The sequence below is a fragment of the candidate division WOR-3 bacterium genome (assembly GCA_029858255.1).
GTDB lineage: Bacteria > Hydrothermota > Tepidihabitantia > SM23-42 > SM23-42 > SM23-42.
On sequence record JAOUFJ010000010.1, the window covers coordinates 26,516 to 52,317 of the forward strand.

Annotated in this window: 18 protein-coding genes; 8 read left to right on the plus strand and 10 right to left on the minus strand. The window is 48.9% G+C overall.

Annotated elements, in window-relative coordinates; genetic code table 11:
• Window positions 1-200: 200 nt before the first annotated feature.
• The 6 genes from OEV79_06135 to OEV79_06160 all read right to left on the minus strand — a co-directional run bounded on the left by OEV79_06135 (window position 201) and on the right by OEV79_06160 (window position 13,119).
• Entirely contained in the window at window positions 201-2,993 is a 2,793-nt protein-coding gene (locus tag OEV79_06135; protein MDH4211009.1) for a TonB-dependent receptor, read from the minus strand.
• Between the two features lie 185 nt (window positions 2,994-3,178).
• Window positions 3,179-6,400 (minus strand): tetratricopeptide repeat protein, encoded by a 3,222-nt coding sequence (locus tag OEV79_06140; GenBank protein ID MDH4211010.1) that lies wholly within the window; start codon window positions 6,398-6,400, stop codon window positions 3,179-3,181.
• Window positions 6,401-6,456: 56 nt separating this feature from the next.
• Window positions 6,457-9,681 (minus strand): tetratricopeptide repeat protein, encoded by a 3,225-nt coding sequence (locus tag OEV79_06145; protein ID MDH4211011.1) that lies wholly within the window; start codon window positions 9,679-9,681, stop codon window positions 6,457-6,459.
• A gap of 123 nt (window positions 9,682-9,804) precedes the next feature.
• A complete protein-coding gene (locus OEV79_06150; GenBank protein MDH4211012.1) occupies window positions 9,805-10,578 on the minus strand; it encodes a radical SAM protein in 774 nt (257 codons plus the stop codon).
• Between the two features lie 71 nt (window positions 10,579-10,649).
• On the minus strand, window positions 10,650-12,584 hold the full coding sequence (locus OEV79_06155) for a PAS domain S-box protein (protein MDH4211013.1): 1,935 nt from the start codon (window positions 12,582-12,584) through the stop codon (window positions 10,650-10,652).
• Entirely contained in the window at window positions 12,520-13,119 is a 600-nt protein-coding gene (locus OEV79_06160) for a hypothetical protein (protein MDH4211014.1), read from the minus strand. Before OEV79_06160 ends, OEV79_06155 begins: the two co-directional genes overlap by 65 nt.
• A gap of 221 nt (window positions 13,120-13,340) precedes the next feature.
• Here OEV79_06160 and topA point away from each other — a divergent pair, with 221 nt between their 5' ends.
• The 7 genes from topA (at window position 13,341) to OEV79_06195 (ending at window position 20,616) form a co-directional block, all read left to right on the plus strand.
• A complete protein-coding gene (topA, locus tag OEV79_06165) occupies window positions 13,341-15,497 on the plus strand; it encodes a type I DNA topoisomerase (GenBank protein MDH4211015.1) in 2,157 nt (718 codons plus the stop codon).
• A complete protein-coding gene (locus OEV79_06170) occupies window positions 15,497-16,042 on the plus strand; it encodes a flavin reductase family protein (protein ID MDH4211016.1) in 546 nt (181 codons plus the stop codon). The genes topA and OEV79_06170 overlap by 1 nt, the downstream gene beginning before the upstream one ends.
• A 65-nt stretch (window positions 16,043-16,107) precedes the next feature.
• Window positions 16,108-16,944: a deoxyribonuclease IV gene (locus OEV79_06175; protein MDH4211017.1), complete on the plus strand. Its 837-nt coding sequence runs from the start codon at window positions 16,108-16,110 to the stop codon at window positions 16,942-16,944.
• Window positions 16,945-17,066: 122 nt separating this feature from the next.
• Window positions 17,067-18,194 carry a hypothetical protein gene (locus tag OEV79_06180; GenBank protein ID MDH4211018.1) on the plus strand — a complete coding sequence of 376 codons (1,128 nt, stop codon included), beginning with the start codon at window positions 17,067-17,069 and terminating at the stop codon, window positions 18,192-18,194.
• 12 nt (window positions 18,195-18,206) lie between these two features.
• Window positions 18,207-19,028: a hypothetical protein gene (locus OEV79_06185; GenBank protein MDH4211019.1), complete on the plus strand. Its 822-nt coding sequence runs from the start codon at window positions 18,207-18,209 to the stop codon at window positions 19,026-19,028.
• Window positions 19,028-19,969, plus strand: coding sequence for an acetyl-CoA carboxylase carboxyltransferase subunit alpha (locus OEV79_06190; GenBank protein ID MDH4211020.1), 942 nt, complete (start codon window positions 19,028-19,030; stop codon window positions 19,967-19,969). The genes OEV79_06185 and OEV79_06190 overlap by 1 nt, the downstream gene beginning before the upstream one ends.
• Complete coding sequence (locus OEV79_06195; protein MDH4211021.1) at window positions 19,969-20,616, plus strand: DUF4388 domain-containing protein; 648 nt, start codon at window positions 19,969-19,971, stop codon at window positions 20,614-20,616. The genes OEV79_06190 and OEV79_06195 overlap by 1 nt, the downstream gene beginning before the upstream one ends.
• 76 nt (window positions 20,617-20,692) lie before the next feature.
• Here OEV79_06195 and OEV79_06200 read toward each other — a convergent pair whose 3' ends face one another.
• A complete protein-coding gene (locus OEV79_06200; protein ID MDH4211022.1) occupies window positions 20,693-20,989 on the minus strand; it encodes a GYD domain-containing protein in 297 nt (98 codons plus the stop codon).
• A 43-nt stretch (window positions 20,990-21,032) separates the two neighbouring features.
• Window positions 21,033-21,185 (minus strand): hypothetical protein, encoded by a 153-nt coding sequence (locus OEV79_06205; protein MDH4211023.1) that lies wholly within the window; start codon window positions 21,183-21,185, stop codon window positions 21,033-21,035.
• Window positions 21,186-21,206: 21 nt separating this feature from the next.
• On the opposite strand from OEV79_06205, the gene OEV79_06210 reads away from it, so the two are divergent.
• The gene (locus OEV79_06210; GenBank protein ID MDH4211024.1) at window positions 21,207-22,862 is read left to right on the plus strand and encodes a GAF domain-containing protein; all 1,656 of its coding nucleotides are present in this window, start codon (window positions 21,207-21,209) and stop codon (window positions 22,860-22,862) included.
• A 12-nt stretch (window positions 22,863-22,874) separates the two neighbouring features.
• On the opposite strand, the gene OEV79_06215 is transcribed toward OEV79_06210, so the two are convergent.
• Together OEV79_06215 and OEV79_06220 are read right to left on the minus strand one after the other, a co-directional pair.
• Window positions 22,875-24,104: a tetratricopeptide repeat protein gene (locus OEV79_06215; protein MDH4211025.1), complete on the minus strand. Its 1,230-nt coding sequence runs from the start codon at window positions 24,102-24,104 to the stop codon at window positions 22,875-22,877.
• Between the two features lie 41 nt (window positions 24,105-24,145).
• On the minus strand, window positions 24,146-25,651 hold the full coding sequence (locus tag OEV79_06220) for a PQQ-binding-like beta-propeller repeat protein (protein ID MDH4211026.1): 1,506 nt from the start codon (window positions 25,649-25,651) through the stop codon (window positions 24,146-24,148).
• Between the last annotated feature and the right edge of the window lie 151 nt (window positions 25,652-25,802).

Genomic DNA, 25,802 nt, shown 5'->3' on the forward strand with positions numbered 1-25,802 from the left:
GTACCCCCTGCAACTCGTTGACTCCTAACGCTCATAGTAATCTTTCCAATCACGTCTGTCTGCCAGTCCTATTCTATAAGCCCCCATGGCGCATGCGCCATGGGGGCTTTGCTCTCCCAGGTGTCGGTCTGTGGATCGCAGGCTTCAACTATACTCAAAGATGAGTATGGCGCAGTTGAATCTTGATCTCATTCATCCAATCAGAACATGAGTCCCACACCAAAGCGGGCACGGAACCCAGGGAGATAATTACGCGCGTCAAACCAGTAGTCGTTTTGACAGTCGATGTATGCTTGTTTCGCTTCACGAGGGTTTATCAGACCATCATGATCGTAGTCGGATTGCGGTGAATAACGAGTACTCGCGATCGATGTGTAGCCGAACTGATCAAGCGATGGTTCTGGATCACCGTGATTTGTCGGATCTCCGGTTGTTTCGTGGACCTCGACTATCTGCTCACTGTTGAAGAGATTGAGCAACATACCTCTAACCACGAAATTCATGGGTCCAACCTTTAGCCGACGGCTGAAATTCCAGTCAACATTGATGTAGCCTGGTACGCGCGCCGAGTTTTCATCACCTAGACGAGTCCCCCGCAGGTCGCGTGGCGTGTATGGTGTGCCGGAATGATACGAGAAAACGAATGAGTTGTTGAAATCCTGCAGCGGTATCAAGAAGAAATCACCGGGCAATTCAAAATCGATGTTGGCATTTAGGATATTGCGTTCGTCAAAATCGAGCCAGTAGTCGATCACTGGTACGGGAATATTGTAGAAGTAGTGGTCTTGGTACCACTCGAAATTACTCGCGGCCGTGCCCTTGGCGAACTGCAGCGTGTAACTCACGCCAAGTGCCCACATGTTGGTCATGCGTTTTTGCAGATTGATCTCGAAACCCTTTACATTGCCGTAGTCCACGTTCTGGTATTGATAGTAGGAGTAAGGAATTGCCACCACTTCGCGAACCTGATTCAGATCGTAAATATCCTTGAAGTATGCAGTGAACCCGAACAGTATGTCTTCGGTGAATTGATTCTCGATACCGAGTTCGTACAGAATAGTCCTTTCGGGTTCGATAAGCACGTTGCCAAGAATCGCGTTGCCCCGGCTTATCAAGACCCTGACCACCTGCGTGTCGGTTGACGTGTACATATTAGCTAACGCCGGCAACTGGAAGTACTGCCCGTAATTGAAACGCAGTTTCATCCGGTCGGTTACCGGTAATGAAAATCCGAGCCGCGGTGAGATCTGAAACAATGGTTCCGAAGTAACAAGCTCATCATTCAGATAGTCTTCAGGATTCTGGAAGGTTGATGTTTTGGCATCGAAATAATCGAAGCGCAATCCGATGCGCGCCACCATTCCTTCGAAATCCATTTTGTCCTGGATGTATGCTGCAACCTTCCAGGGACTGCGGTCATAGTAATCCCAGAACGGATTTGCGACCCAGGGTAAAGTATTCTGGAAGAACTGCATCTCATAGCGCGTTACGTCAAAACCAGTCTTGAACTCATGGACCTTCCCCACGGCGTGACTGACATCCAATCGAGCCTGGATATCATCGTTGTTCCACAAGCTCCAGCTCCTAAAGTCACCAAAGGTATAGAATAACCCCTCAACTCCATAGGGATTGTGTCTGAGCGCCTCGACATCGCGATTGGTGTATTCAACGTGATACGGCATCAGACTATCGATCAAGACATCCCGAACGAATATCGTGTCGCCGTTTATAACCTTGTAGCCGTCGCTTGAAACCTCGGATAACAGTGGAAACAACTGCTCAGCGTGGCAGCGATAATCTTCATACCACTGCCGGTTGTTTTCTTCTTCCCAAACGTAATCACGGTTTCCATAGAAACGGTTATAATGCGTCATGCCGACCTTCAGCGACGTGAGTGTCTTAGGAGTAAGCATGTAATTGAACGTCGACGAAAGCATCCATGTCTTGATCCGGTTTATCGGTTTCTGGTCGAAATACTTCAGATCGTACTGACCCGTACCAGTTGCGGTCGACCAGATCACCCACTGACGCCGTTCCATGAATCCGGTGAATGTCAACTTACCTTTTGCGCTGGGCAGGTGGTATGAGAGCCTTGCCTGACCGCGGTAATCGATCCTCGGAGAGGATATTTTGAACAACCCTTCCAGATGCTGAGCGTCGGTCATCATCAACTCACCCGACATGAAATAGCGCACTCTCGGAGCAACAGGGACCGGTCCACCCAGCGAGAACTCATATTGGCTGAACCCGTAATTGATCTGATCCTGCCATCCCGAGAACATCTCATCCGAAAGATAGCTTACGCTCCCTGCTATCTTCGAACCACCTTCACGTGTAACGATGTTCACGACACCGGAAAGTGCATCACCGTATTCAGCATCGAAGCCGCCACTCACCACGGATACTTCTTCCACGGCCGAGGGATTGATGACCGAAGATTGTAAATTGTTATTCGGCACCTTGGTCACGATACCATCAACGAAATATGATATCTCACCATCCCGGCCACCACGTACATGTGTCCCTCTCTTGCTTGTCACAACTCCAGCCTGCAGGGCGATTACCTGGTTTATCGTTGTTATGGGTAACCGTTCCATTTCCGTTGAAGTAACTGCGCGTCTTGTATGCACCGCGTCACGCACGATCGCTTCGCGCTCCGCAACGGCAGTTACACCTTTTACCTCTATGACCGTCGGAGGCAGGCGGAAATTGAGTACTGTTGTCAATTCGGCATTGACCACGACGTTGGCAAAAGAAAGGGGATCAAAGCTGATATAGGACGAGGTGACTCGATACGTACCAGCAGGAACATAGAGAACAACGAAATCTCCGTTCTCGTCTGTAGCGGCACCCAGATCAGTGCCTTCGACCATTACATCGGACCCGATCAGGGGTGCTCCAGTTTCGGCATCAACGACCCGGCCGGTTATTCTGCCGTATTCAGCACCAAATAGCAGAATACCAACCAGCATCATGCCAATCATTTTCTTCATGTTTCACCTCCGCGCATAATAGTATTGGGCTAACTCACAAAATACTCACACAATCTCTCAAATTTGATACACATGGTCTGTTGTCGTGGGATCAGCGTGAACAATCGTCTGCCTGCAGCTCTTACAACCGCTCAGGCATTAGTGAACGAACGTTTGAGTTATTATTATCGGGGCTGGTTAGAAAATCAGCGCAGACTGCTTTGATAGATCTCGGTTGCCTCGCGTGAAGGTACCGATACCCCAAGGTCGTCCAGTGTCTTCACCAGCTTCTTGTATTGCCTCTGTATCCCGTCTCTGTCGCCAATCGCCTGGAGGCACCGCATGATCGCGACGTGAATCGACTCATCCAAGTTATCCAACTCCAGAGCCCGTCCCAGGAATTTTTGACTCTCAGCATATGCCTTGTCCTCGTAGCATATCTGTCCGAGATTTCTCAAAATATCCAGCGCCATTTTTCTGTAGTATGCTCTGATCTCTTCGCACCATTGTGTGGCAATATCTTCAACAAAATCACCACGATAGAGATCCAGTGCCTTGTTGTACAATTGCCTGGCCTTCTGGCGGTTCTGATTCAGGGCGGCGGCGGCTTGACTGACCAATCGCTCAAATTCCTGCACATCGGTGCTAATATATATCTTGGGGTTCAAAAAATACTGCTGATTCTCGAAAAGCACCAGCTTTTGCTTATCGATCTCAGTCCGTAGCATTTCTTTCAGAGTATTCCGCATGGCGGAGACTTCCACATGCAGGCTGTGGGCAGCGCCACGCAAGTTTTTGTGCGGCCAGAAAGTATCGATCATCTGGTCTTTCGTGTATTTCTTCCGGTGCCCAGCAACAAAGAGCACGAAAAGCTCTCTGGTGATTTTTGTCCGCCAGGAAGGCATAACTTCACGACCGTTAGTGTCCCTTATGTCCAACTTGCCGAAGAGACGGCACTCAAGATCGTACAACCCGTTCTTAATATGCAGCCAGTTAACCAAATCTTTCGCCTGCTCGCTATCGGTTTGTTCCAGCATGCGCACGACGAAATCGGTCATGCAGTCATTCTCCAGGGCCAGTTTGAAAAGATCAATGCTGTGGCGTGCCTCAATCAACAAATAGGCATTGTAGCCCTTGCTGCGTGCAATCTCGAGGCATTTCTTAAAGGAAGACAAGGCCTGCTCGTGAGCGCCTTGCTTGTAGTAGCACTTGCTCAGTTCAAAATACGCCGTCATGAACAGGTAATTCTCCTCAACTGTGCGTGCTCTCTTCAAGGCATCTTTCAAAAACATCACCGCTTCGCTGTAATTCCCTTCTGCGGATTCCAGCGACCCACGCACCGTCAGATAGCCGACGAGCAAATTAGGAGCTTCATTAATGATATCAATGACTTCATCCATTTTCGAAAAAGCAGTGCGCGCCTGGCTGACTTCACCCAACCTCAAATGCGAATCGACGATATCCCCGATGATATAAGGATCAAGGATTCTCGAGAAGGTCCGGTACTTATCCACCGCTTCGTTCAGCAATTCGATCGCCTTCCTGAAATTGGCATCTGCCCAGTGCAACTTCCCTCTCATATATACAAGGTATTTCGTTATCCATGGGTCATTGTATTTTTGCAGCAAATCCTCGGCGCGGACCAGGTAATCCCACGCCGCCGGGTAATCACCCAGGTCACACTTTATGGCAACAACCGTGCTGTATTTGTATATCAAATTCAAACCGGAGAGCAAATCGCCGAACCTCGAGAGTACTTCCATGAACAGTTTGTCGGCTTCTTTGAAATTCGACATTGTGTATTGGAGCAAGGCAATTCGTGTCAGCAGCGATTCTTCGAGTTCCCGGTCTTCAAACTTACGGAGAATTCTCAAGGCCTTGTCAAAACATTCGTGCGCTTTCTCGAACTGGCACGCGTCCCGGTACATGCTGCCCAATTCCATCAGGACATTTGCCTTCAGCGGAGAGTCTTTGTGATCCACCAAAGCGTAAGCTTTGTTTGCGTAGTATATCCCTCTGCGGCGCCTACCCTGACTGTAGTAAATGAGCGCCTTCAATATCAGACCTTCGGCTGTACCACGATTGTCCTTTTTCTGTCTGAAAGTTTTCATGGCCGATTCGGTCAACCTAAGGGCCTGCGTCTTCTTATCCAGATTATCAAGCGCATCTGCTTTACGCAACAGCAGATATGGATACTTGTCGAGAATGGCCGCAGGGAAGATATCCACGAGCTGAATAAAACTCGAATAGTCGGCTCGCCTCATCCAGTGTTGATAATTTTTCTCAAGAATCTGCGCCGCCTTTGCATAGCGCTCGGCACCCACCAGATGCTTCACCGCTGCACCGTAGTCCTTTTGGGCAAAAAGATGCATGCCCGCCTTGTAGTGTAGTTGTTTTACTACTTTGCTGGTGAAATATTGGCTGAGCATTTTGCGCAGAAATTCATGGAAAATGGGATGGTATTGATAGTTATCTCCCACTTTTGAGATGAACATATTTTCTGCATCGAGAAATCCTACGATCTTCTTCGAACTCCGTATGTTCAACAGATGATCACAGACTCTGGGATTAAGATAGTCAAGCACTGCTGTCTTGAGCAGAAATTCCTTGATAGCCCTGGGAGTCTGCTCGAAGACTTCACGCGCAAAATAGTTGAAAATATTCTCGTCCGATGCAGCGTAGCTATTGAGGGTGTCCTGGGCTGTATCCTCCCCGGCCGCGCGTATCCTCTGCAATATGAGTTGAAGAACAGTCACCCAGCCCTCCGAGAATTCAGCAATTCGTTTTACGTCGTCAGGCGCGATTCTTAACCCGTGGACCGCATTAAGTAGTGATTGTATTTCGTCAAAACTGAACCGCAAGTTCTCTTTCTCAATCTTAAACAATTCTTGTTTAGCCATAAGATACGCAAGGTTGATATTTGGCACTGCACGCGACGAGATGATGAAATGTAGATTCTTCGGCATGTGACGTAGAAAATAATCAATCGCGCTGCATATCTTGCGGTTATTCTGAAAATAGTGAAAATCATCGAGTATAATATAAAATTCTTTCTTTATGCTTTTAACGAACTGGTTGATGAATGTCCCGACCAAGATATCAACGTTACCCGTCTGCGGGATCAGTTCTTCAATGACCTTCCCGAAATGCATATCATGTTTCTTCACTCCGGCAACTAGATAGCTAAAAAATGTCGCCATGTTGCTGTCTGAATCGTCAAGGTCATAATAAACAAACGGTATCGACAGCTCCTCGCAAAACTGAGCAAGCAATGTCGTCTTCCCGTAACCAGCATCGGCACATAGAAGAATGAGTTTCTTTTCAAGATTGTCACGGAGCAGGTTCAAAAGGCGTTCTCGGCGCAGGATTGTGCCCTTCACCCGGGGTGGTTCCAGTTTTGTCTGGATGATCAGACTAGTTCTTTTCATGATTCGCCGTATTTAAGATAATAATACTCACCTGGAGCCAGAATGAAAGCCTCACGTTATTTCAAACTCTCCTGATATATCTTGGTTGCTTCTTGGGATGGTAGTGTTATATCCAGGTCCCTCAAAGTCTTCGTTAATATCTGGTATTGCCGCTGGACGCCTTCACTGTCTTTCAGGGCGGCAAGGCAGCGCATTACGCCGATATGTAGTGTTTCGTCATAGCGGTCAATACCCTGGGCGCGTCGGTATAGCAGCAATGCCTTTTCATGGTCCTGTTCATCGTAGCTCAAACGTGCTAATTTCTTCAGAACATTCAAGATCATCTCTCGGTAGTAGGATCTCATGCTTGAGCACCATTCCTCGGCAAGACCTTCACAGAAATCTCCACGGTAAATTTCGACGGCATGAGCGTATGACTGCATGCTTTTTTGTCGGTCAATTGCTTCCATCGCCATCGCCTCATGCACCAATTTCTCGAAAAGAGTAACATCTCGCTTGATGACAAAACGAGGAGCTAGCGTATAATGACTGTCTCGGTACATTATCGAACTGATCGACCTGGGTCTTGCTCCGAGCAACCTATCCAGCAATTTCCTGAGGGAAGATATCTCTACTTGCAGGCTTCGCACCGCCTGGTCGACTTTCTTTCGCGGCCAGCATATATCAGCGAGCATCTCTTTCGTGCATCCTTTGGGATGATTTATGCTCAGTACAACAAAAATGGTTTTCGTACGATTCGTTCTCCAGCGAGGTGTGATCACGCTCCCACCAGCATCCCTCATCTCAAAAGGTCCGAAGTAGCGGCATTCGAAATCATAACTCCCTCTTTTTACATCGAAACGGCTCACGATATCTCGAGCTTTGTCAGTATCAATGAGTTGTATTAGATTCAGAAGAAAATCGGTCATAAATTCCTTTTCAAATGCCAGCTCGAAGAGCCTCATATCTGCACGCCCCTGCAATACCAGGTAGGTCTCGAATCCGTACTGCTGGGCGATAACGAGACATTTCTCGAAATATTCAAGAGCCTGCGATAGATTCTTGCGTGCCAGGGACTGCTCGCTCAGCGCGTAGTAGATCGCCATCACCTGAACTGGGTCATAGACTTTCTTACTCATTCGCAGTGCGCTCTCGAGCGACGCCTGAGCCTTGACGAATTCTCCCTGCGCGATCTCGACCCTCCCCTTCGCGATATTAAAAGCAATAACGTGCTGCGGAATTTCCTGGCTTTGTGCAAGAACCGATTCAGCAAAATCCAGCTGCTTGCGCGCGCTCCGGATATCATTCATCTTCAGATGAGCGTCGACCAAATCCAGTGCCGCGTAAAGGTCACTGATCTTAACATCGCTCTCCCGGTTATAGTCGATGACTTCCCTGAAATGGTCAACTGCCTTCTCATAATCGCCTTGCAGAACGCTAACCCTTCCCTTCAATAGCATTAAATAACTATTCAAGTACCGTTCAGTATAATGCTGAGCGATACTTGCGGAGCGTTCGATGTAATGCAGCGCTCGTGCGACATTACCGTTGTCAATGGCGATGGACGCAATATTACGATGAGTGAAAGCCAATTCAAGAGGATATATCTGATCATGAAATCTTGTCACGATTTTCATGAATATCCTCTCTGCCTCCTTAAACTCAGACATGTTGTAAAACAACATACCCAAACCCTGAAGGGCAAGCACTTCAAGTGAATCATCCTTCAAAATACGCGCCATCTCGAGCGCCTGCCTGAACACGTTTTGGGCTTTAGGAAACATACCCAATACCCGGTACGCAGTGCCAAGTTGCATAAGGATCATGGCCTTCTCGCGGGATCGTCTTTTGCCTGCCAGACTGTAAGCTTTCTTGGCGTAGTACAGAGACTTTGCCGTATGCATCAGACAATGACTAGCAAGGGCTTTCATGCTGTAGGCCTTTGCTATCCCTCTACGGTCGTTGCTTCTCCTCAAACGTTTCATCGCTTTGTCAACATCCTTCAAACCCTTTTCAACCTTCATCAATTCAAAATACATGCCGGCTTTCTTAAGCCGTAGATATGGATACTTCTCGATACAAGATTCTGGAAGTTTTTCAGTGAGCTGCACGAAGTTTGTGCTTTCGCCTAATGAAGACCAGCAATCATGGTGTTTTTGGAGGATCTTAGCAGCCCGTGCGTACTGCCGTGAACTCACAAGATGATGCACCGCCGATGAATAATCCTGCTGTCTCAGAAAATAGTCACTTGCCGCGATATGGAGTTTCTTGACCTCGGATCCTTTCCGACTATCACCCAACCGCTTGAGCAGAAATTCTTGAAACAAAGGATGATAGAGTACATTATCACCGGTACGAAGCACGAATATGTGTTCGGTCTCCAACCGACTGATTATCTGCTCAGATCCCTGGATGCCGAGGATGCTGTCGCAAATATCATGATTCAAGTATTCCAGAATTGACGTCCGAATCAGAAAATCACGGACCGTCTTGGTTTGATTCTGAAAAACCTCCTGAGCAAAGTAATCAAACACATCCTCTCCCGAGGCGACGAATGTATTGAGTGTTTCCTTCACTTGAACTTCCGGTGTAGCACTTATCTTCTGCAGAATGAGCTGGATGACCGTGACCCATCCTTCCGAGAGTTCGGCGATCCGCATTATATCGTCATCGTTCATTTCAAGTTCATACAAATCATGCAACAGCGTCCGGGTCTCTTTGATATCGAACTGTAAGTGCTCTTTGTCGAGATGCAGTAGTTCTTGCTTTGCAAGATAATACGAGAGATATATCGGCGGTGTTGTCCTCGAGGAGATCACGAAATGTAGATTCGCCGGCAGGTGTCGCAGGATATAATTGATGATGTTGGCAATCTTGCGGTCCTTACGCAAACGGTGATAATCATCGAAAACGAAGAAAAACTCGTCTCGTACGTTCTCCACGAATTCGTTGATAAAAGTGCCGGCAACCGTGTCATTACCCCGCTTCTCAGAAAGAACGGCCTTTACTCTTTGTCCGAAACGGGGTGCATGTCTCCTGACTCCAGCAATCAGGGTGTTGAAAAATGTTGAGACATCACTGTCCTGGCTATCCAGATCGTAGAATACGCAGCGATCGTGTATTTCCTGGCAGAACTGTGCCAGGAGCGTGGTTTTTCCATAGCCTGCATCCGCGCAAATGAGGATCAATTTCTTATCGAGGTTTTGCCTGAGGATGTTGAGCAGCCGATCCCTGTGCAGTATCTTACCCTTTACTTGGGGAGTATCGAGCTTTGTTCTTACAATCAGCTCAGTATCTCTCATAGCATAATTATATCATAACTCTCAAATTATGTCAAACACTAAGAGATTCAAATCCGGCGAGAATAGTGGTGAGCACATCAAAACCCTGTGGCGGCGCATGCCGGCGTATTATGGCTATGCTACTTACCTGATGAAAAATGCCTTGAAAGGGACACCGGTTACACCCGTACCCAACTCGGCTATCCGTTCGAGCTCATCGGGGAGGATGCGGACAATGGAAACATTGGGTACCGGCCGGTCGATCGAGTAAACGTGTACGCACGCTGGTTGGATCATTGAAATCCGGTCGAAATATTCATTCAAATCCTCTTTCCCAACATTACCGGGTTTCCCATTCACAAGCACCGTCTGGATCACAACGCCAATCAGCGAATGTAGATTCGCAATGATATCGTCAAAACTCACGTCCGGACATGGCCGGTTGATATTTTTAAAGACAAATTCGGTTCCTGCATCAAGTTTGAATACGGGCACATCGATATGAATGATACTCCTTTTGACTTCAGGAGGATTCAGCGCGGATGAGTTGGAAAGCAGCGCGATCTTCAATCCGGGTCGATATTTGTCACGCGTACGTGCTACCTCTTCCACCAATGATGCGAATTCCGGATAAAGCGTCGGTTCACCATTTCCCGAGAATGTAAGGTAATCGAACTCCAGATGTGACATGAGTGCACTCTCCACTGCGCTGATGACATCGTCGAACCGCGGCATATCCCTGACAAACGGTTCCACATCAAACGCATGTACCTTTGTCCAACCGTAATGGCAGTAGACGCAATTGAAACTGCATAACTTGTATCCCGTCGGCATTAAATTTATGCCGAGGCTTTTTCCCAGACGCCGTGAAGTGATCGGTCCGTACAGTATGCCATTCTGTAAAGGTAGCAGATTCATACATCATCCCGGACAACGATATTCGGGTTCATTCGAGTGTCTGCCATTGAACAGGTACTGTCATGAAAGGATCACTCAAACTTGAAGCTGCTGTCCCTGAATATCTTCATGCAGGCATCTACAACCTGACCGTCATAAAGTACATCGCGGTATTTGTCAATTTCACCAAGAGTCTCATCAAGGCTCAGGGCAGGGCGGTAGGGACGGTGGGAAGCCATCGCCTCAACGACATCGGCAACTGCCAGGATCCTTGCCTGTAGTATTATGTCGCTCCCGTTGATGCCGTCGGGATAACCGGAGCCATCGATACGTTCATGATGCTGCACGACGATACGATCGACCGGTTGTGCAAAATCGATCTCCTTCACGATATCATAGCCAATACTGGGGTGGGTTTTCACAAGGTCCATCTCGGTTTCGTTGAGCTTGGCAGGACGGTTTAGTATCTCTGCCGGCACATAGATCTTCCCAATATCGTGGATCAACGCCGCCATGAAGATACCATCGACCTCCTCCTCGTCGAGTCCCATCTCGCGAGCGATCGCACACGCAAGCCGCGCCACACGCTGTTGATGACCTGCCGTGTAAGGATCACGAAGTTCGAGAATCTTCGCCATCGTGAAAATTATGCTCGTCGAAGTTTTCTTCAAACGCTGAAAATTCAAATTTATCTCTTCATCCACTCTTTTCCGTTCGATTGCCGCTGCCACCTGTTCCGATACGAACTCGAGGATCTCCATATCCTTCCTTGTGTAAGCCGAGGGATCATTATAGTTATGCAAAACAAGTGCACCAACAACGGTATCCTTGGCCCTCAGGGGAACTCCCAGCCAAACCTTAACCGGCGTTTCGACAGCATCGATCTGACCGGCGCGTCTCATTTGTCCTATATCGCTCTCGGTGACCAGAAGCGGCCGGTTGTTGTCAATCACATAAGTAGTAAGTGTTCTGCCTGAGGGCAATGATTTGAAATCCTCTCTCTCGTCGACAAAATACGCAAGAGAGATTTCCCTGCTTCCCTTGTTGCGCAAGGCAATATAAAAATTACGGGCGTCGATGATTGTACTCAGACTGCGCTGGATCAAATCGAAAAGCTCACGAAGGTCCCTGGCACTGTTTACTTCACGCGAAACTTTGTAGAGCACTGACTTGACCTGTTCATCTCTTTTCTGCGCCGTTATGTCATGAATGACCGTCACCACTTGATCGACACTGTCGCCATCGAATATCGGTATCTTACGCACTTCGGAAATGAACTCCCGATTACCGACTTTCACTGTTTCCTCGGTAACCAACAACTCACCTTTCTCAAAGACCTCAGCATATTCTCTGTTCACCGTCTCGGGAAGGAAATTGAAAACATCACCGATCGTTCTGCCCACCGGTTCAAAATCGATTCCTAACTCTCTGGTTCGCGACCTCAAAGCTTCATTGACCATGACAAGACGAAGATCTTTGTCCACGACGTGGATTCCATCTCCAATTGAATTCAAGGTCGCACGATACTGAGATTCAGAAGTGTTGAAAGCCTGTTCGGCCGACAACCGCTTTGATATATCAAGCAAGGCCACGAAGTATCCTATCGATTCACCCCGTTCATCCTTTCTTATCAATGTAGACACGTTAACGGGGATTTCTTGCCCTTCCTTATTCTTTATCACACATTGATGATCATTCACGCGGCTTTTTTCCAGAGTGAGTTTTTGTATCTGCTGGATCTTCTCCCGCTCGGTAAAGAGACCTATCAAGGTGCCGCCGATCAACTCTTCCTTTCGGTAATGCAGCATACCTTCGAGTGAGCTGCTGACATCCAGTATCACACCAAGTGGATTCAGGTAGGCAACCGGAATGGGCAGGAACTGCCATATGTCATTTATGTACTGCTCCATGGTGAACAGGTCGTGCTCCGTGGCAGTGAATGCCCGCATTTTCTTTCGGCTACTATTTCTTCCAGTTGATCCGGTATTCATGAAGAGCATCACCTCTATGCACACATTTTGTTTCATAACTCCCGAGCTGTTCATCTACAAAGCCGAACTGCAGTAATCTGCGGAAATACCCTTCGAAATAGGAACAAAGAATAGGATGAACGCGAAAATTATCCAGCTGAAAGGTCATATATCCCATATGTTCATTGATTTCACCAACTTTCATATCGCCAATACTGTAGTGCATGCGCCAGTAGCCCGGGATACTGTCAAGCGCAACATCACGCAGGTCAGTGAATTTCATGAAAACCTTGACCATGAAAGAAAATTTCGGCGCCGTATCACCCATTTTTTTCATGTCGGATTCGTCCAGTCTGAAAACATCCCTCACGGCGCAAAGCGAAAGTACGCGCAAACTTATCGGGTACCAACCCATGTCCTTTATGTGACGGTACTCCAATGGATAACCCAGAATTCGGAATCTTTCCTCTACTCTGTGCAGACCTTCTCTGCCCTCCTGGCTCCGGATGCAAGCCGCGTCCGTGTTCAGGGCCGAACCCCGGACCTGCCCTTCGAGTTTGACGATTTCTTGAAACTCTTTTTTGGTTAGCATGTAGATTCTACATTCAATATCTCTATGATGATTGCATTCGGTACCCGCAAGGCAGTATTACAGGACGGGACGGCAATTTGCATGACACCTCTCCTCCGATATCCACCGGGTTTCAGCGAATCTTTTATTGTGCAATTATAACTATAGCATGTGTGATGTCAAGAAAGAGGTGGCAAATCTGACGGTTCTTGACGCGAAGTCGAAATGCTATATAATAGTCCGTGGCGAAAAAGAGAGTTATTATCGTTGAATCACCCACTAAATCCAAGACGATCAAAGGATTTCTTGGTTCCCAATATGCATTGGTATCATCCAAGGGGCATATAAAGGACTTGCCTAAGTCAAAGTTAGGCGTCGATGTAGAGAACAACTTCTCACCCCAGTACATCAAGATACGCGGTAAGGCCAAGATCATAAACGAGATCAAGAAGGTATGCAAGAATTCTGCGGAGATCTTCCTGGCCCCTGACCCAGACCGTGAAGGCGAAGCGATTGCACAACACCTCTATGAAATTCTGAATTCAAACGGTGCAAATGTCAAACGCGCGCTCTTCTATGAAATAACACCAGAGCATGTCCGGCAAGCACTCGCGAACCCGACAACGATCAATCAAAACCTTGTCGATGCACATAAAGCACGGCGCATACTGGATCGTATCGTTGGCTACTACACGAGTCCGATACTGTGGAAAATCATCAAGCGAGGATTATCGGCCGGGCGCGTGCAGAGTGTAGCGCTCCGATTAATATGCGAACGTGAAGAGGAGATCGAAAGTTTCATTCCAACCCCATACTGGACAGCCGATGCTCAGTTCGAAACACAGGATAAGGAGATTTTCAAAGCTGCCCTCTGGCGGATCGACGGTAAGCCCCGTAAGATAGAGAGCCAGGAAGAATTGAAGCGGCTGCAGGGTATATTCCAAAAAGGCACTGCATTCAACGTGACATCATTTAGAACAACCAATCCGACGAGAACGCCTCCAGCTCCTTTCATAACCTCGACTCTCGAGCAGGAAGCATCAAAGCGATTCAGCATGTCCGCGCGTAAGACGATGCACATCGCTCAAAGTCTCTACGAAGGCATCAGCTTACCCGAAGGCCGCATCGGTTTGATCACCTATATGAGAACTGACTCGACGCGCGTCAATGCCGACGCTCTCAATAACCTGCGTGAATACATCGTCGGCAAATACGGAGAAGACTATCTGCACAAAGAAATACGAAAGTTCAAAGACCGCAAAGGAGCCCAGGCGGGACATGAAGCGATAAGACCAACGAAAATACACCTTGATCCAGATGCGACAAAACAACACCTGACCCCGGACCAGTACAAAATATACAAACTGATATATATCCGCTACATGGCATCTCAAATGGCCACTGCGCGCTATCACCAGAAAGAAGTGGTCCTCAGCAATGCCGGCGTCGACTTCCGTGCCGATGAACTGAGGAACATATTCCCTGGTTATCAGATACTGACCGGGGATGTTTCGGAACGAGGTGTGTTGCCAAAGGTCGCGGTCGGCGACAGGGTGACCTTGACCGAGATCGAATTCGAGGAAAAGAAGACCGAGCCCGCACCACGCTACACCGAGGCTTCCTTGATAAAGCGGCTCGAGGAGAATGGCATTGGCAGACCTTCAACCTACGCGCACATAATACAAACACTTTTCGAGCGCAGATATGTGCTAAAGCATGAAGGCCGGATCACCCCAACAGAACTTGGCCGGCAGGTATTCAAGATAATCATACCACGCTTCCCGAACATCTTCGCTGTTTCTTTCACCGCTAAGATGGAGAAGGAATTCGACCAGGTCGAAAACGGCATGAAAGCCTGGCAGAACGTGGTCCGTGAATTCTACGACCCATTCGTCGTAAAGTTGAACGATGCCCAGAAGGAAGCCGACAAGCTCAAAGAGGAAATCGTTGAGAAGACCGACAAGAAATGCCCGAAATGCGGACGCCCGATGATAATCAGATGGGGCAGGTACGGCAAGTTCCTCGCGTGCTCAGGATTTCCCGAATGCAAGCACTCGGAGAATCTCATCGAAGAAAAAAGCAACAAGAAGTGTCCTGAGTGTAACCGTGAATTGATCATGCGCCACGGAAGATTCGGCAAGTTTCTCGCCTGTTCGGGCTATCCAGAATGCCGCCACACTGAAAATGTTGCCCACGAGGTGCCATGCCGCAATTGCGGTGCCGAAATGATAATCATCTCCACTAAACGCGGCAAGATCTATAAGTGTAAGAGCTGCGATTTCACATCCTTTTATCCACCGGTCGATGAGAAATGTCCGTCCTGCGGCAAGGGTATGGTGTCGAAACGCGGCAAGAATTTTTGTCCGGATTGTCAAAAACCCGAGAAAAAGAAAAAATAATGCTCACCACCACCACACTAGAGAAATTCTACTATATCTTTCCCCAGACAGTTGCCGTGATCGGCGTCGGGAAAAATTTGATGCCAGCTGCCTGGCATACTCCGATATCCGCAAAACCACCACTGTACGGCGTTCTCATATCGCCAAAGCGACATACGTTCGAGCTGCTACCCGGATGTAACGGTTTTACGGTAAATTTCCTGATGCATGATCAGGCAAATCTCATTGCCGAACTCGGCAGCACATCTGGCCGCGACATCGAAAAAATAGGTCATTTCAAGATTGCGACCAGAACTACGGAAAAGGTGGACAGCGTAATAATGTCGGCAAGCTACGGCGCGTACGAATGCGAAAAGTATGCACTCCACGAATACGGCGATCATTTTCTGCTTGTCGGGCAGATCCTGTCGATACACGTTAACAGAGACATGCTACGTGAGCAAGACCTGATCGACGAAAAGAAAGTCCGGCCAGTCCTGTATTTTGGCAAAGACCGCTACCTGACGATTGACCCAAACACCCTATCGATCCATAGAAAAGAATAACATTCAGGCTTTGATGTCTTTACATCTCTGGCATCTTTTGTATTATTTCCGCAATCATTCTTAAGATGAGATTCGGCTTCCATGTTTCGATAAGCGGCGGCTTCAGGAAGGTGATCGCCCGGGCTCGAGAACGCCGATGCGAAACGATCCAGATCTTCTCGCGCAATCCACGAGGATGGAAATACCGGCCCCTGGATAATGACGATACCAGCGCGTTCATGCAGGAGGCTAAGGAGCACGACATCCGACCGGTATTCGTTCATATGCCCTATCTCGTTAATCTCGCTTCGGCCGACAAAAGGCTATTCGAACGCTCGGTCGGCTCTCTTATCGACGGCCTCAAGAGATGTGCCCAGATAGGTGCCCCTTTTCTGATCCTGCATGTTGGTTCTGCACCCGACCCGGACAAGGGCCTGAAGCAGATGAGTAAAGGCATCGGCCGGGCACTGACAAGGGTATCGAATGACGTGAAGCTTCTGCTCGAGAATACGGCCGGCAGCGGGAATGAACTCGGCCATGACTTCAGGCAATTGCGAGAGATCATCAATGGGGTCGGGCGCAGCAAAAGGATCGGTATTGTCCTCGATACTGCCCACGCCTTTGCTGCAGGTTATGACCTCCGCACCAGAGATTCGGTCGGTAACACCATTTCCGAATTCGACCGGATCGTCGGTCTGAACCGGCTGTTCTTGATTCACCTAAACGATTCGAAGACCGACTGCGGTTCGCGTCGCGACCGGCACTGGCACATCGCAAAGGGTAAAATCGGACGGGGCATGTCGCATATTCTGCAACACGAAGCTCTCCAACATCTGCCGTTCATCATGGAAACACCGCGCAAGGATCTGAAGGAAGATCAGATGAACATGAAAATGGTAAGACGGTTGATAGGACGCCTTTGAATGAGCCCGTATCCTGCCGGGGCTGGCCATGCCTGTTATCCTGAGTATCAGGGAAGCAGATTGATATCCTCTTGACCTCCGTGAAAATATGACTAATATAGTTTAATTAAAGGAGGCACAAATTGGCACATGCATATACTCCGGGGCTCAAAGTTCTTGAGTACACAGTTTTGACCAAACAACGTCGCCTTCCATTACCAGGAGAAATTGTTGTTGAAAAGGGTTCTACTGTATCTGCCGAGCAGGTTGTCGCCCGTACAAAATTGCCGGGCAATGTACAGACCTTAAACGTAGCAGGCCTGCTGGGTGTCCTTCCTGCTGAAATCGACGATGTGATGTTGAAGAAACCAGGCGAAAGCTGCTGTAAAGACGAAGTCTGCGCTGAAAGCAAAGGCTTCTTCGGACTTTTCAAGTCTCATGTAAAGAGCCCGATCGAAGGCGAGATCGAAAGTATCTCCAAGATCACCGGACAGGTCATCCTGCGCGAACCGCCAATCCCGGTGGAAGTCATTGCCTACATCGACGGTGAAGTGACCGGCATAATAAAGAAGGAAGGCGTTGAGATCAGAACCGCAGGTAGTTTCATCCAGGGAATTTTTGGTATCGGCGGCGAAACCATCGGCGAGATCGCAATGGCAGCCAGTGACCCTAACGAAGTGCTCACACCGAGCAGCCTCGATAAATCATTCAAGGATAAAGTTGTCATCGGTGGTTCCATTGCTGAATATGACGCCCTCGAAAAAGCACGTGAAGTCGGTGCGAAAGGCGTCGTGGTTGGTGGTATCGAAGATACAGACCTCAAGAGATTCATGGGATACGACATCGGTGTTGCGATCACCGGTTCGGAAAACGTTGGCATTACACTGATCGCCACTGAAGGCTTTGGCAAATTACGCATGGCCGATCGCACCTTTGAATTGCTGAAGTCACTTGTTGGCCGAAAAACTTCAATGAATGGAGCCACTCAGATAAGGGCTGGTGTTATGCGTCCGGAACTGATCGTGCCCTTCGCCAGGAAGGACGTGACCAAGAAAACGGCTGACCTCTCAACTGGTACCGGACTCGAAAATGGCACGAAAGTAAGAATAATCAGAGAACCTTATTTTGGTTTGATCGGCAAGGTCGTGGGCTTGCCTGTGGCTTTGTCCAAGATCGACACCGAGGCAATAGTCCGGGTTCTGGATGTAGAACTAGATGATAAGAGGAAAGTCACGCTACCCAGGGCCAATGTTGAAATAATCGAGGAATAAATGAATACCTTTATGCTTATCATATTTGCGACAGCAGGGGTAAAATCGCTGTTGATGCCGGCATCACCGGTTGGCGTCACAACGAGTTTCGCCACCGCGAGCAGGGAAGAGGCGATTTTTTATAATCCTTCAAACTTCGAGGCGAGCGACAATTACACGGTTCAATGCTCATATAACCGGTTCTATCTCGGCATGCAGAGCGTCTCCCTATCCATGAGCAAGAAAATGAAGAAAGTGGATTTTGGTCTGGGCATCGTCAACTTTGATTATGGCGATATAGAATGGCGCCCAGACTATCCGACCGAAGACCCGCTTATCACGTATCGCGCGTATGATTTTTCTCTTATCCTCGCCGCGTCAGCGGAAGTCTCCACACAGGGACGAATCGGCATAAACCTCAAGTACATAACGGAGAACATCTATATATATTCAGACTATGCGCTCGCCCTCGATATTGCCTTCTCATATCGGAACACCACGAGCGGCATAACATTCGGCGCGACCAATTTCGGAACAAAGATGATGATCAACAACGGCGAAGTCAACCTGCCGGCGTGCTTAAACGTGGGAGGTTTTCATCAAATACGCAAACTGACGCTCAGCAGCGATCTGCGCTACCTGGTAAACGACTCTGCGTTAGAATTTGGAATTGGCGCGTCAATACCCGTACATCAACGCCTGACGCTCAGCGCCGCGGCGAACTACCGGGATGAAATCTATCCGGGATTCGGCGTGACGATCGACGTCGGCGCCCTGGAAGTAAAATACGGCGGCTCCTTCTACCCAAAGAATTTAGGCATGGTCAATAATATTGCCCTCAAGATAGGTCTCTAGTGAACGGAATCTGGCTTGAGTTCGAAAGACCGATTATCGAACTGGAAAAGAAAATTGAGGAACTACGCGGACTCAAAGGGGTCGACGACGAGATACAGCGGCTGAAGGCCCAGGCAGAAAAACTCAAGAAAACAATATATGCAAACCTGACGCGATGGCAAAGGGTGCAACTTGCCCGACATCCCCGCCGGCCATATCCGCTCGACATAATAAAACTAATCACCGATGTGTTCATCGAACTGCACGGAGACAGACGGTTCGCCGATGACCACGCGATAATCTCGGGCATCACCGAGATCGAACAGCACCACATTGCCATCATTGCCCACCAAAAGGGGCGCGACACTAAAGAAAAAATCAAGCGCAATTTCGGTATGCCGCACCCCGAGGGTTATCGCAAAGCAATGCGCATCATGAGAATGGCCGCAAAATTCAGAATGCCGGTCGTGACCATGGTCGATACGCCGGGTGCATTTCCCGGCGTCGGGGCAGAAGAAAGAGGACAGGCCGAGGCTATCGCCTCGAATCTATTCGAGTGTGCCACGCTGCCCACACCAATCCTCGTCATCATTCTTGGTGAAGGTGGGTCTGGCGGTGCACTGGCAATAGCGCTGGGTGACCGGATACTGATGATGGAAAATGCAATATACTCGGTAATAACGCCCGAAGGCTGCGCGTCAATACTCTGGCGCGACGCGTCGAAGAACAAGGATGCGGCCGAAGCCCTCAAGATGACCGCTCAGGATATGAGAACGATGAACATCATAGACTCAACGATCCCCGAGCCTATTGGTGGGGCACACATGGATTTCGAAACGACCGCAAAGAATATCCGAGCAGCCATAATAAAGAATCTGGATGAACTTGTCGCCGTTCCAATCTCTGAACTGATTCAGGCGCGCATCCAGAAATTCAGAAACATGGGAGTGTACAAAACCTAATGTCGCTGGCTGGCGATCTACAAGATTTTGAAATAACGGACGTTTTCCAGCTGGTTCAGCTGGGTCAAAAAGATGGCGTCCTCAGGATACAGACCGCGGATAATCTTGGCGTCGTATGTTTCAAAAACGGAAAAGTGGCTCATGCACAAACAAATTCAATACAGGGAGAACCTGCCATCGATGCGATCCTCGGCTGGAAAAAGGGGCGCTTCACGTTCAATCCTGGTGAAGAAATACCCCAGCATACTGTAGATCTGCCGATCCAGCAGGTCATTCTTGAAGCAGCACGACGTATCGATGAACTGACCAGGGTTCAGAAGCTGATCCCATCCTTTGATATGGCCATCGAGATTGTAGAAGTACCGCAGGAAGGGGTCGAGAAGATTCAGTTGAATCCACGCGAGTGGAAGGTGCTTTCCTTTGTTGATGGCACGTTGACGGTCAAGCAGATTGCCCGAAAGTCAAATATTTCTGAATTCGACACCGCAAAGATCTTCTACGGCATGATTTCATCAGGGCTGGTCAGAGCGGTGACACCGAAAACAGAGAAGACGGAGCGGAAAAAAGAACCCAGAAAACCGCAGCCTCAAAAGATTGAAGAAACTAAAGACGAAGGTTGGCTCTCAAAATTCTTCAAGAAAATCTGATGTAGCAAAGCTTCCATTCATCTACGTAACGATCACCGCAGCGTTGGAACAAATCCCGCAAATCCAGTCTGTCAAATTACAGGTGTTTGATCAAATCAAGGAATTTCTTGTAGGGAATGGCGGTCCAGGACTCAGCTGACGTTGCACCTCCGGACAGACTGATCATCGATACCTTAGCCGCGGTCTCTTCATCCGGGGCTTCATAGATATCGAGAAAATCATACGGGCCCAGAAGCGCATAGTGGCCGAGAAACTTCACCTCGGGGCAGTCTTTCTTCACTCGCTCCATCCATTTGCGCCCGATCTCAGCTCGTTTCTTCAAATCCCTGGTCAATTCGGGAGATAATCTCGTCACCAGAATGTATGTTGCCATATCGCCTCCTGTTTGTACAATTATAATTTAATCCATTAGCGTGTCAAGCCGACCAGTCAGCCCGCATATCTGTTATCTTCACTCCTGCTCCTGTGGCATCATCAGATGTTGATGGCTGCAATATACCACCGCCGGTACATTCCCACATCGCGGTCATATCATGTAGTATAGCATTTGTTCTTGACAATAATAGCATAATCAGTATACTTCTGCTTAAATGAAGGCAAATGGTGAAATAAACGACAAACATACAACGCAACGCGAGGCTGAACGCTATCTTTCTGTAGTAAAAACACTCCCGGATATTGTCTACCGTATCGACCCCGAAGGTATATTCCTTTTCATAAACGATTCGGTGCGTAGTCTCGGTTACCAACCCGAGGAGCTGGTTGGCGAGCATTTCAGCAAGATAGTGCATCCCGATGACGTTAAGTTATTCGCCCGCAACTTTGTGCTACCCGCATACAGCGGCAAGAAAACAGGCGATGAAGATGCACCGAAGCTTTTCGACGAGAGACGAACCGGAGATCGAAAGACTACGGACCTCGAAATAAGGTTACTCCTTAAGAAGAAAGCGGACGGCATGGATGAACGTATCGGCACCGTTATTGCCTTCGGTGATGTAAGCTCAACGGGCCATTATGATAAGGAAGTGGAGGATACGGGCAAGAAATTCCTCGGAACACTGGGTATCATCAGGGATATAACCGAACGCAAGAAATCCGAAGAGCTGCTCAAGAAACTAAATCGGGCGCTGAAGGTGGTGACCGAATGCGACCAGGTCCTCGTCCGGGCAACTGATGAAACAAAGTTGCTCTCTGATATATGTGAGATAATAGTCAATCTCGGTGGGTACAAATTCGCCTGGGTTGGCGTGGCACCAGATGGCAACACCGGTGTTGTCCGTCCAGTTGCCCATGCTGGCTACGAGCATGCATATCTCGATGTCTCAGAGATACATATTCCGGGTCAAGAAGACGAACCGGTGAGTCAAGCCATTCTCACCCGGAAGCCCCAGATAATAAAGCGATTAGATGCCCATCCAGCGCGCGCGCCGTGGCGCAGCGAGGCCACAGAACGCGGGTACAATGCAATGATAGCCCTCCCGCTCAATGAAGACGGTAACATTTTCGGTACACTGAACATATATTCAGTCGAATCCGATGTTTTCGACGCGGAAGAAGTTAAACTTCTCACCGAGCTTTCCGACGACCTTGCCTATGGTATCGCCTCTTTACACACGCGTGTCCAGGGAAGAAAAGCGGCCGAGGAAGTGCAGAACAGCTACAAGAAACTGCGCATGATATTCGAACAAACTGTGAACGCACTTGCTTCGGCAGTAGGCAAGCGAGACCCGTATACCACAGACCATCAACGTCGCGTAACGGCTCTGGCTTCGGCAATTGCGCAGGAAATGGGCCTTCACGAAGAGCAAGTGAATGGTATACGGCTGGCCGGCATGCTGCATGATATCGGCAAACTGGCCGTTCCGTCGGAAATCCTGAGCAAGCCGACGCGCCTCAGTGAGGCTGAATTCACAATCATCAAGACACACCCAAGGGTCGCCAGTGATATCCTCAAAGCGATAGAATTTCCCTGGCCGATATCAGATATTGTCCTGCAGCACCACGAACGGATCGATGGTTCTGGCTATCCCCAGGGATTACTTGAGAAAAATATTCTGCTCGAGACGCGTATCCTCTCGGTCGCAGACGTGGTGGAGGCGATATCCTCCCACCGGCCTTACCGGCCTGCCTACAGCCTTGAATATACGCTCGAGGAAATATCAAGGAATAAGGGTATCACTTATGACGTCAATGCCGTGGATGCGTGTCTGAAGCTTTTTGCGGAAAAAGACTTCAGGTTCGAATAAGTTCCCTGTTTTCTACTTCTGCTTCTTCTGTTGCTCTTCAGCCCGGATCAACCACTGCAACGCTTTTTCGCTATCACCCTTTTCACGATAGACATACGCCAGATTATTCATCACGTCGATATCACCCGGGTCGAGTTTAAGAACACGGTTCTCATAGACATCGATCGCCTTTGAATACTCCTTTATTTCAGTGTAGCAGACACCAAGGTAAAACCAGGCGTACTTGTCCTCCGGAGAGAGCCTTGTGAGCCTTTCAAGATACGGCACGGCTTCGCGGTACCGGCCAAGCCGAACACTCATCTCACCCGCAAAATACAGCGCGTCTAGATCGGTCGGCTGGTATTTCGCGCTCTGCAACATGTATGTCAGGGCAACCGTGTCCGCTTTCAGATTGTGATGAGCCATGCTGTAATAGTAGTAACTGCGTCCGAGATCAGCGGATGCCTTGGCAAATTGCTCAACATTCGTCCCCTGCACGGCAAGACCCTCGCGGAAGCCAAGCGTGTCAATTAGCACTCGGTCAAGTTCTGCCATCTCGCCATTTAACCAGAGGATCACGATCTTCTGCGCCAATAGACTGTCGATCTCGAGCAAGTTCTGGAATAGCATCCTGCCCAACCGTTGATAGCTGATCATGTAGTAATCTATCGCGGTCGTAAAATACGTAAGACAACCATCATAGTCACCATTGTCAAAGAGCGACTTTGCGATCAAGAAGTTGACATCCGGATTCTGGGGATCGAGGTCGAGCACCTTCAAATACTCATTATTGGCCTCATCAAATCGCTCCAGCTTGTATAATGAAGCCCCTCTGAGTACATACACATTAATATCATCGATTCCGAAAACCGTGTCATGACTCAAATACCTGAGGGCTTCATCAAACTCTCCCTTCTCGAACAATTCGCGTGCGTGAAAATAGAAGGCCTGGAAATAATACTTCCTGCCCTCGGTCTGCCTGTCGATCCAATCAAGGGTTTTCGCAGTATCGGCGGCAAACGCTCTCACGAACGCATCCGCTGATGCGGCCCAGTTCCCCAGGCCCATTTCCGATCCACCCAGCAGCACGAGAAGTTCGACATAACCGGGTTCTATTTCCAGTCCTTCCAGACATGACTTCCTCGCCCGGCCGTAGTCTTTCTCATTGAAATAGGCGATACGCGCCGTATTCAAGAACTTGAAGACATCCGCGTGTAGCGCACACACCGTCAAGAGTGCCAAAACCAGTAATGCTCTACGCATGTCACCTCCCTGAACCCTGCGCTCCCACAAAGTCATCGGGTTCAGTCAAAGACCACGAATTTCAAGAGTTTGTCGGATTCTTCATTGCGAAGCCGGCAAAAATATGTTCCGGAAGACAATCCGCTGACGTCGATACTCATCGGGTTCTTGTTACAGTGCGATTTCAGATCGATCATTTTCTGCCCCAGCACTGAGTAGATCTCAATCCTCACAGTTTGTCCAAAGGGTATGCTGTGTTTTATTTCCAGCGCGCCGAAACGGCTCACGAGCTGTGTGAATCCATCTACTAACTGAGAATTCTCCAACACAGAGACGTTACCATCACTGAACGCGTAGAACCAACCATGCCGCGTGCCGACGAGGATGTCAGTGAACTCATTACCGTCGATGTCATCGATCCAATATGCCGATTCGACCGGGCTGCCGATCGAATACTGCCAGATCACCGACCCGGACAAACCATCCAGTGTATACAACATGCTGCTCGTGTAACCAGTACCGCCCACCACATCCCATATGCTATCGCCATTGATATCGGGTATCGCCACGCTCACGAAGATCTGGTCAACCGCCGGCGTCGACCACAAGACATTTCCGCTCGCCGCGTCGAGACACCCAAAACTGTACATGGCAACGCCAGAAGGGAGTAATTCAGGGTGGCCGCTGTTGTCTACATCCGGCAACAGGCTTAGATCCCAGACCATCCCTCCTGTGCTCATCGTCCATATCGTGCCTCCATCGACTCCGGAGAGCGCGAGAACACTACCGCCGCTCGTGCCGCATGCGACATCGGGTATCGTGTCATCATCTATGTCACCGACCGGCACCACGCACAAACCCGAAGACGCCAATGCCACCTGATGTATGAGATTACCATTCATTCCATTCAGGAATATCACTTTGTACGCGGCCGGTACATAATTGCCGGTGGCGGCCGCAACGTCGGAAATATCGTCGCCGTTGATGTCGCCTATCGCGCGCACCGCATAACATGCATACCCGACCGGGTACTCCCAGATCTTCGCACCTGTGGCGCCATTGAAAAGATAAACACGCTCCGCATCCGGGCCGCCGGCCGACGCAAGAACATCAGCGATCGTGTCGCCATTTATATCTTCCATCAATGCCACTTCGTAGATCCAACCTCCGTCACCGTATTCATGCGTGTCATACTGCCATATGACACTACCGTCTGCACCAGAGATCGCAAATACCGAACGCGTGCCCCAGACTGTACCGAGCACGACGTCGGCGACCGAATCACCGTCAAGGTCCGGCACCGATATCAGACCGCGCTCCACGTAGCATGGGTCGGCCGCAAAACGCCAAATCACCGAGCCCGATATTCCGGAGAAACAAAAAAGTGTATCGTTTTCCGATACTGTTATGACATCGTCATGATCATCTCCATCAACATCGGCAATCGTACGCGTGGCTCTGAAATGTGCATAGGTTCCTCCGGTAGTTGTGTAGTAAGACCATACTACACTCTGCGCGGTAAGCAGTGAGACTAAACAAAATATTGCGCACAACAACTTTTTCTGCATTCCGACCTCCTGATCGCTCACAACATCTTATTGAGTTTAGTGGTTCATTATAGAACAATAAACTTGTCTGTCAATGACTCACCGAACATGACTTCACTAAAAGAGAATTCAGACCGGCGTACGGATTGGCCTCTTCTGCAACTTCTTGACA

Bases quoted from the DNA above. Each gene is read 5' to 3' on its own strand.
- OEV79_06135 (MDH4211009.1), bottom strand. From the start codon at position 2,993: ATGAAGAAAATGATTGGCATGATGCTGGTTGGTATTCTGCTATTTGGT.
- OEV79_06140 (MDH4211010.1), bottom strand. From the start codon at position 6,400: ATGAAAAGAACTAGTCTGATCATCCAGACAAAACTGGAACCACCCCGG.
- OEV79_06145 (MDH4211011.1), bottom strand. From the start codon at position 9,681: ATGAGAGATACTGAGCTGATTGTAAGAACAAAGCTCGATACTCCCCAA.
- OEV79_06150 (MDH4211012.1), bottom strand. From the start codon at position 10,578: ATGAATCTGCTACCTTTACAGAATGGCATACTGTACGGACCGATCACT.
- OEV79_06155 (MDH4211013.1), bottom strand. From the start codon at position 12,584: ATGAAACAAAATGTGTGCATAGAGGTGATGCTCTTCATGAATACCGGA.
- OEV79_06160 (MDH4211014.1), bottom strand. From the start codon at position 13,119: ATGCTAACCAAAAAAGAGTTTCAAGAAATCGTCAAACTCGAAGGGCAG.
- OEV79_06170 (MDH4211016.1), top strand. From the start codon at position 15,497: ATGCTCACCACCACCACACTAGAGAAATTCTACTATATCTTTCCCCAG.
- OEV79_06175 (MDH4211017.1), top strand. From the start codon at position 16,108: ATGAGATTCGGCTTCCATGTTTCGATAAGCGGCGGCTTCAGGAAGGTG.
- OEV79_06185 (MDH4211019.1), top strand. From the start codon at position 18,207: ATGCTTATCATATTTGCGACAGCAGGGGTAAAATCGCTGTTGATGCCG.
- OEV79_06195 (MDH4211021.1), top strand. From the start codon at position 19,969: ATGTCGCTGGCTGGCGATCTACAAGATTTTGAAATAACGGACGTTTTC.
- OEV79_06200 (MDH4211022.1), bottom strand. From the start codon at position 20,989: ATGGCAACATACATTCTGGTGACGAGATTATCTCCCGAATTGACCAGG.
- OEV79_06205 (MDH4211023.1), bottom strand. From the start codon at position 21,185: ATGCTATTATTGTCAAGAACAAATGCTATACTACATGATATGACCGCG.
- OEV79_06210 (MDH4211024.1), top strand. From the start codon at position 21,207: ATGAAGGCAAATGGTGAAATAAACGACAAACATACAACGCAACGCGAG.
- OEV79_06215 (MDH4211025.1), bottom strand. From the start codon at position 24,104: ATGCGTAGAGCATTACTGGTTTTGGCACTCTTGACGGTGTGTGCGCTA.
- OEV79_06220 (MDH4211026.1), bottom strand. From the start codon at position 25,651: ATGCAGAAAAAGTTGTTGTGCGCAATATTTTGTTTAGTCTCACTGCTT.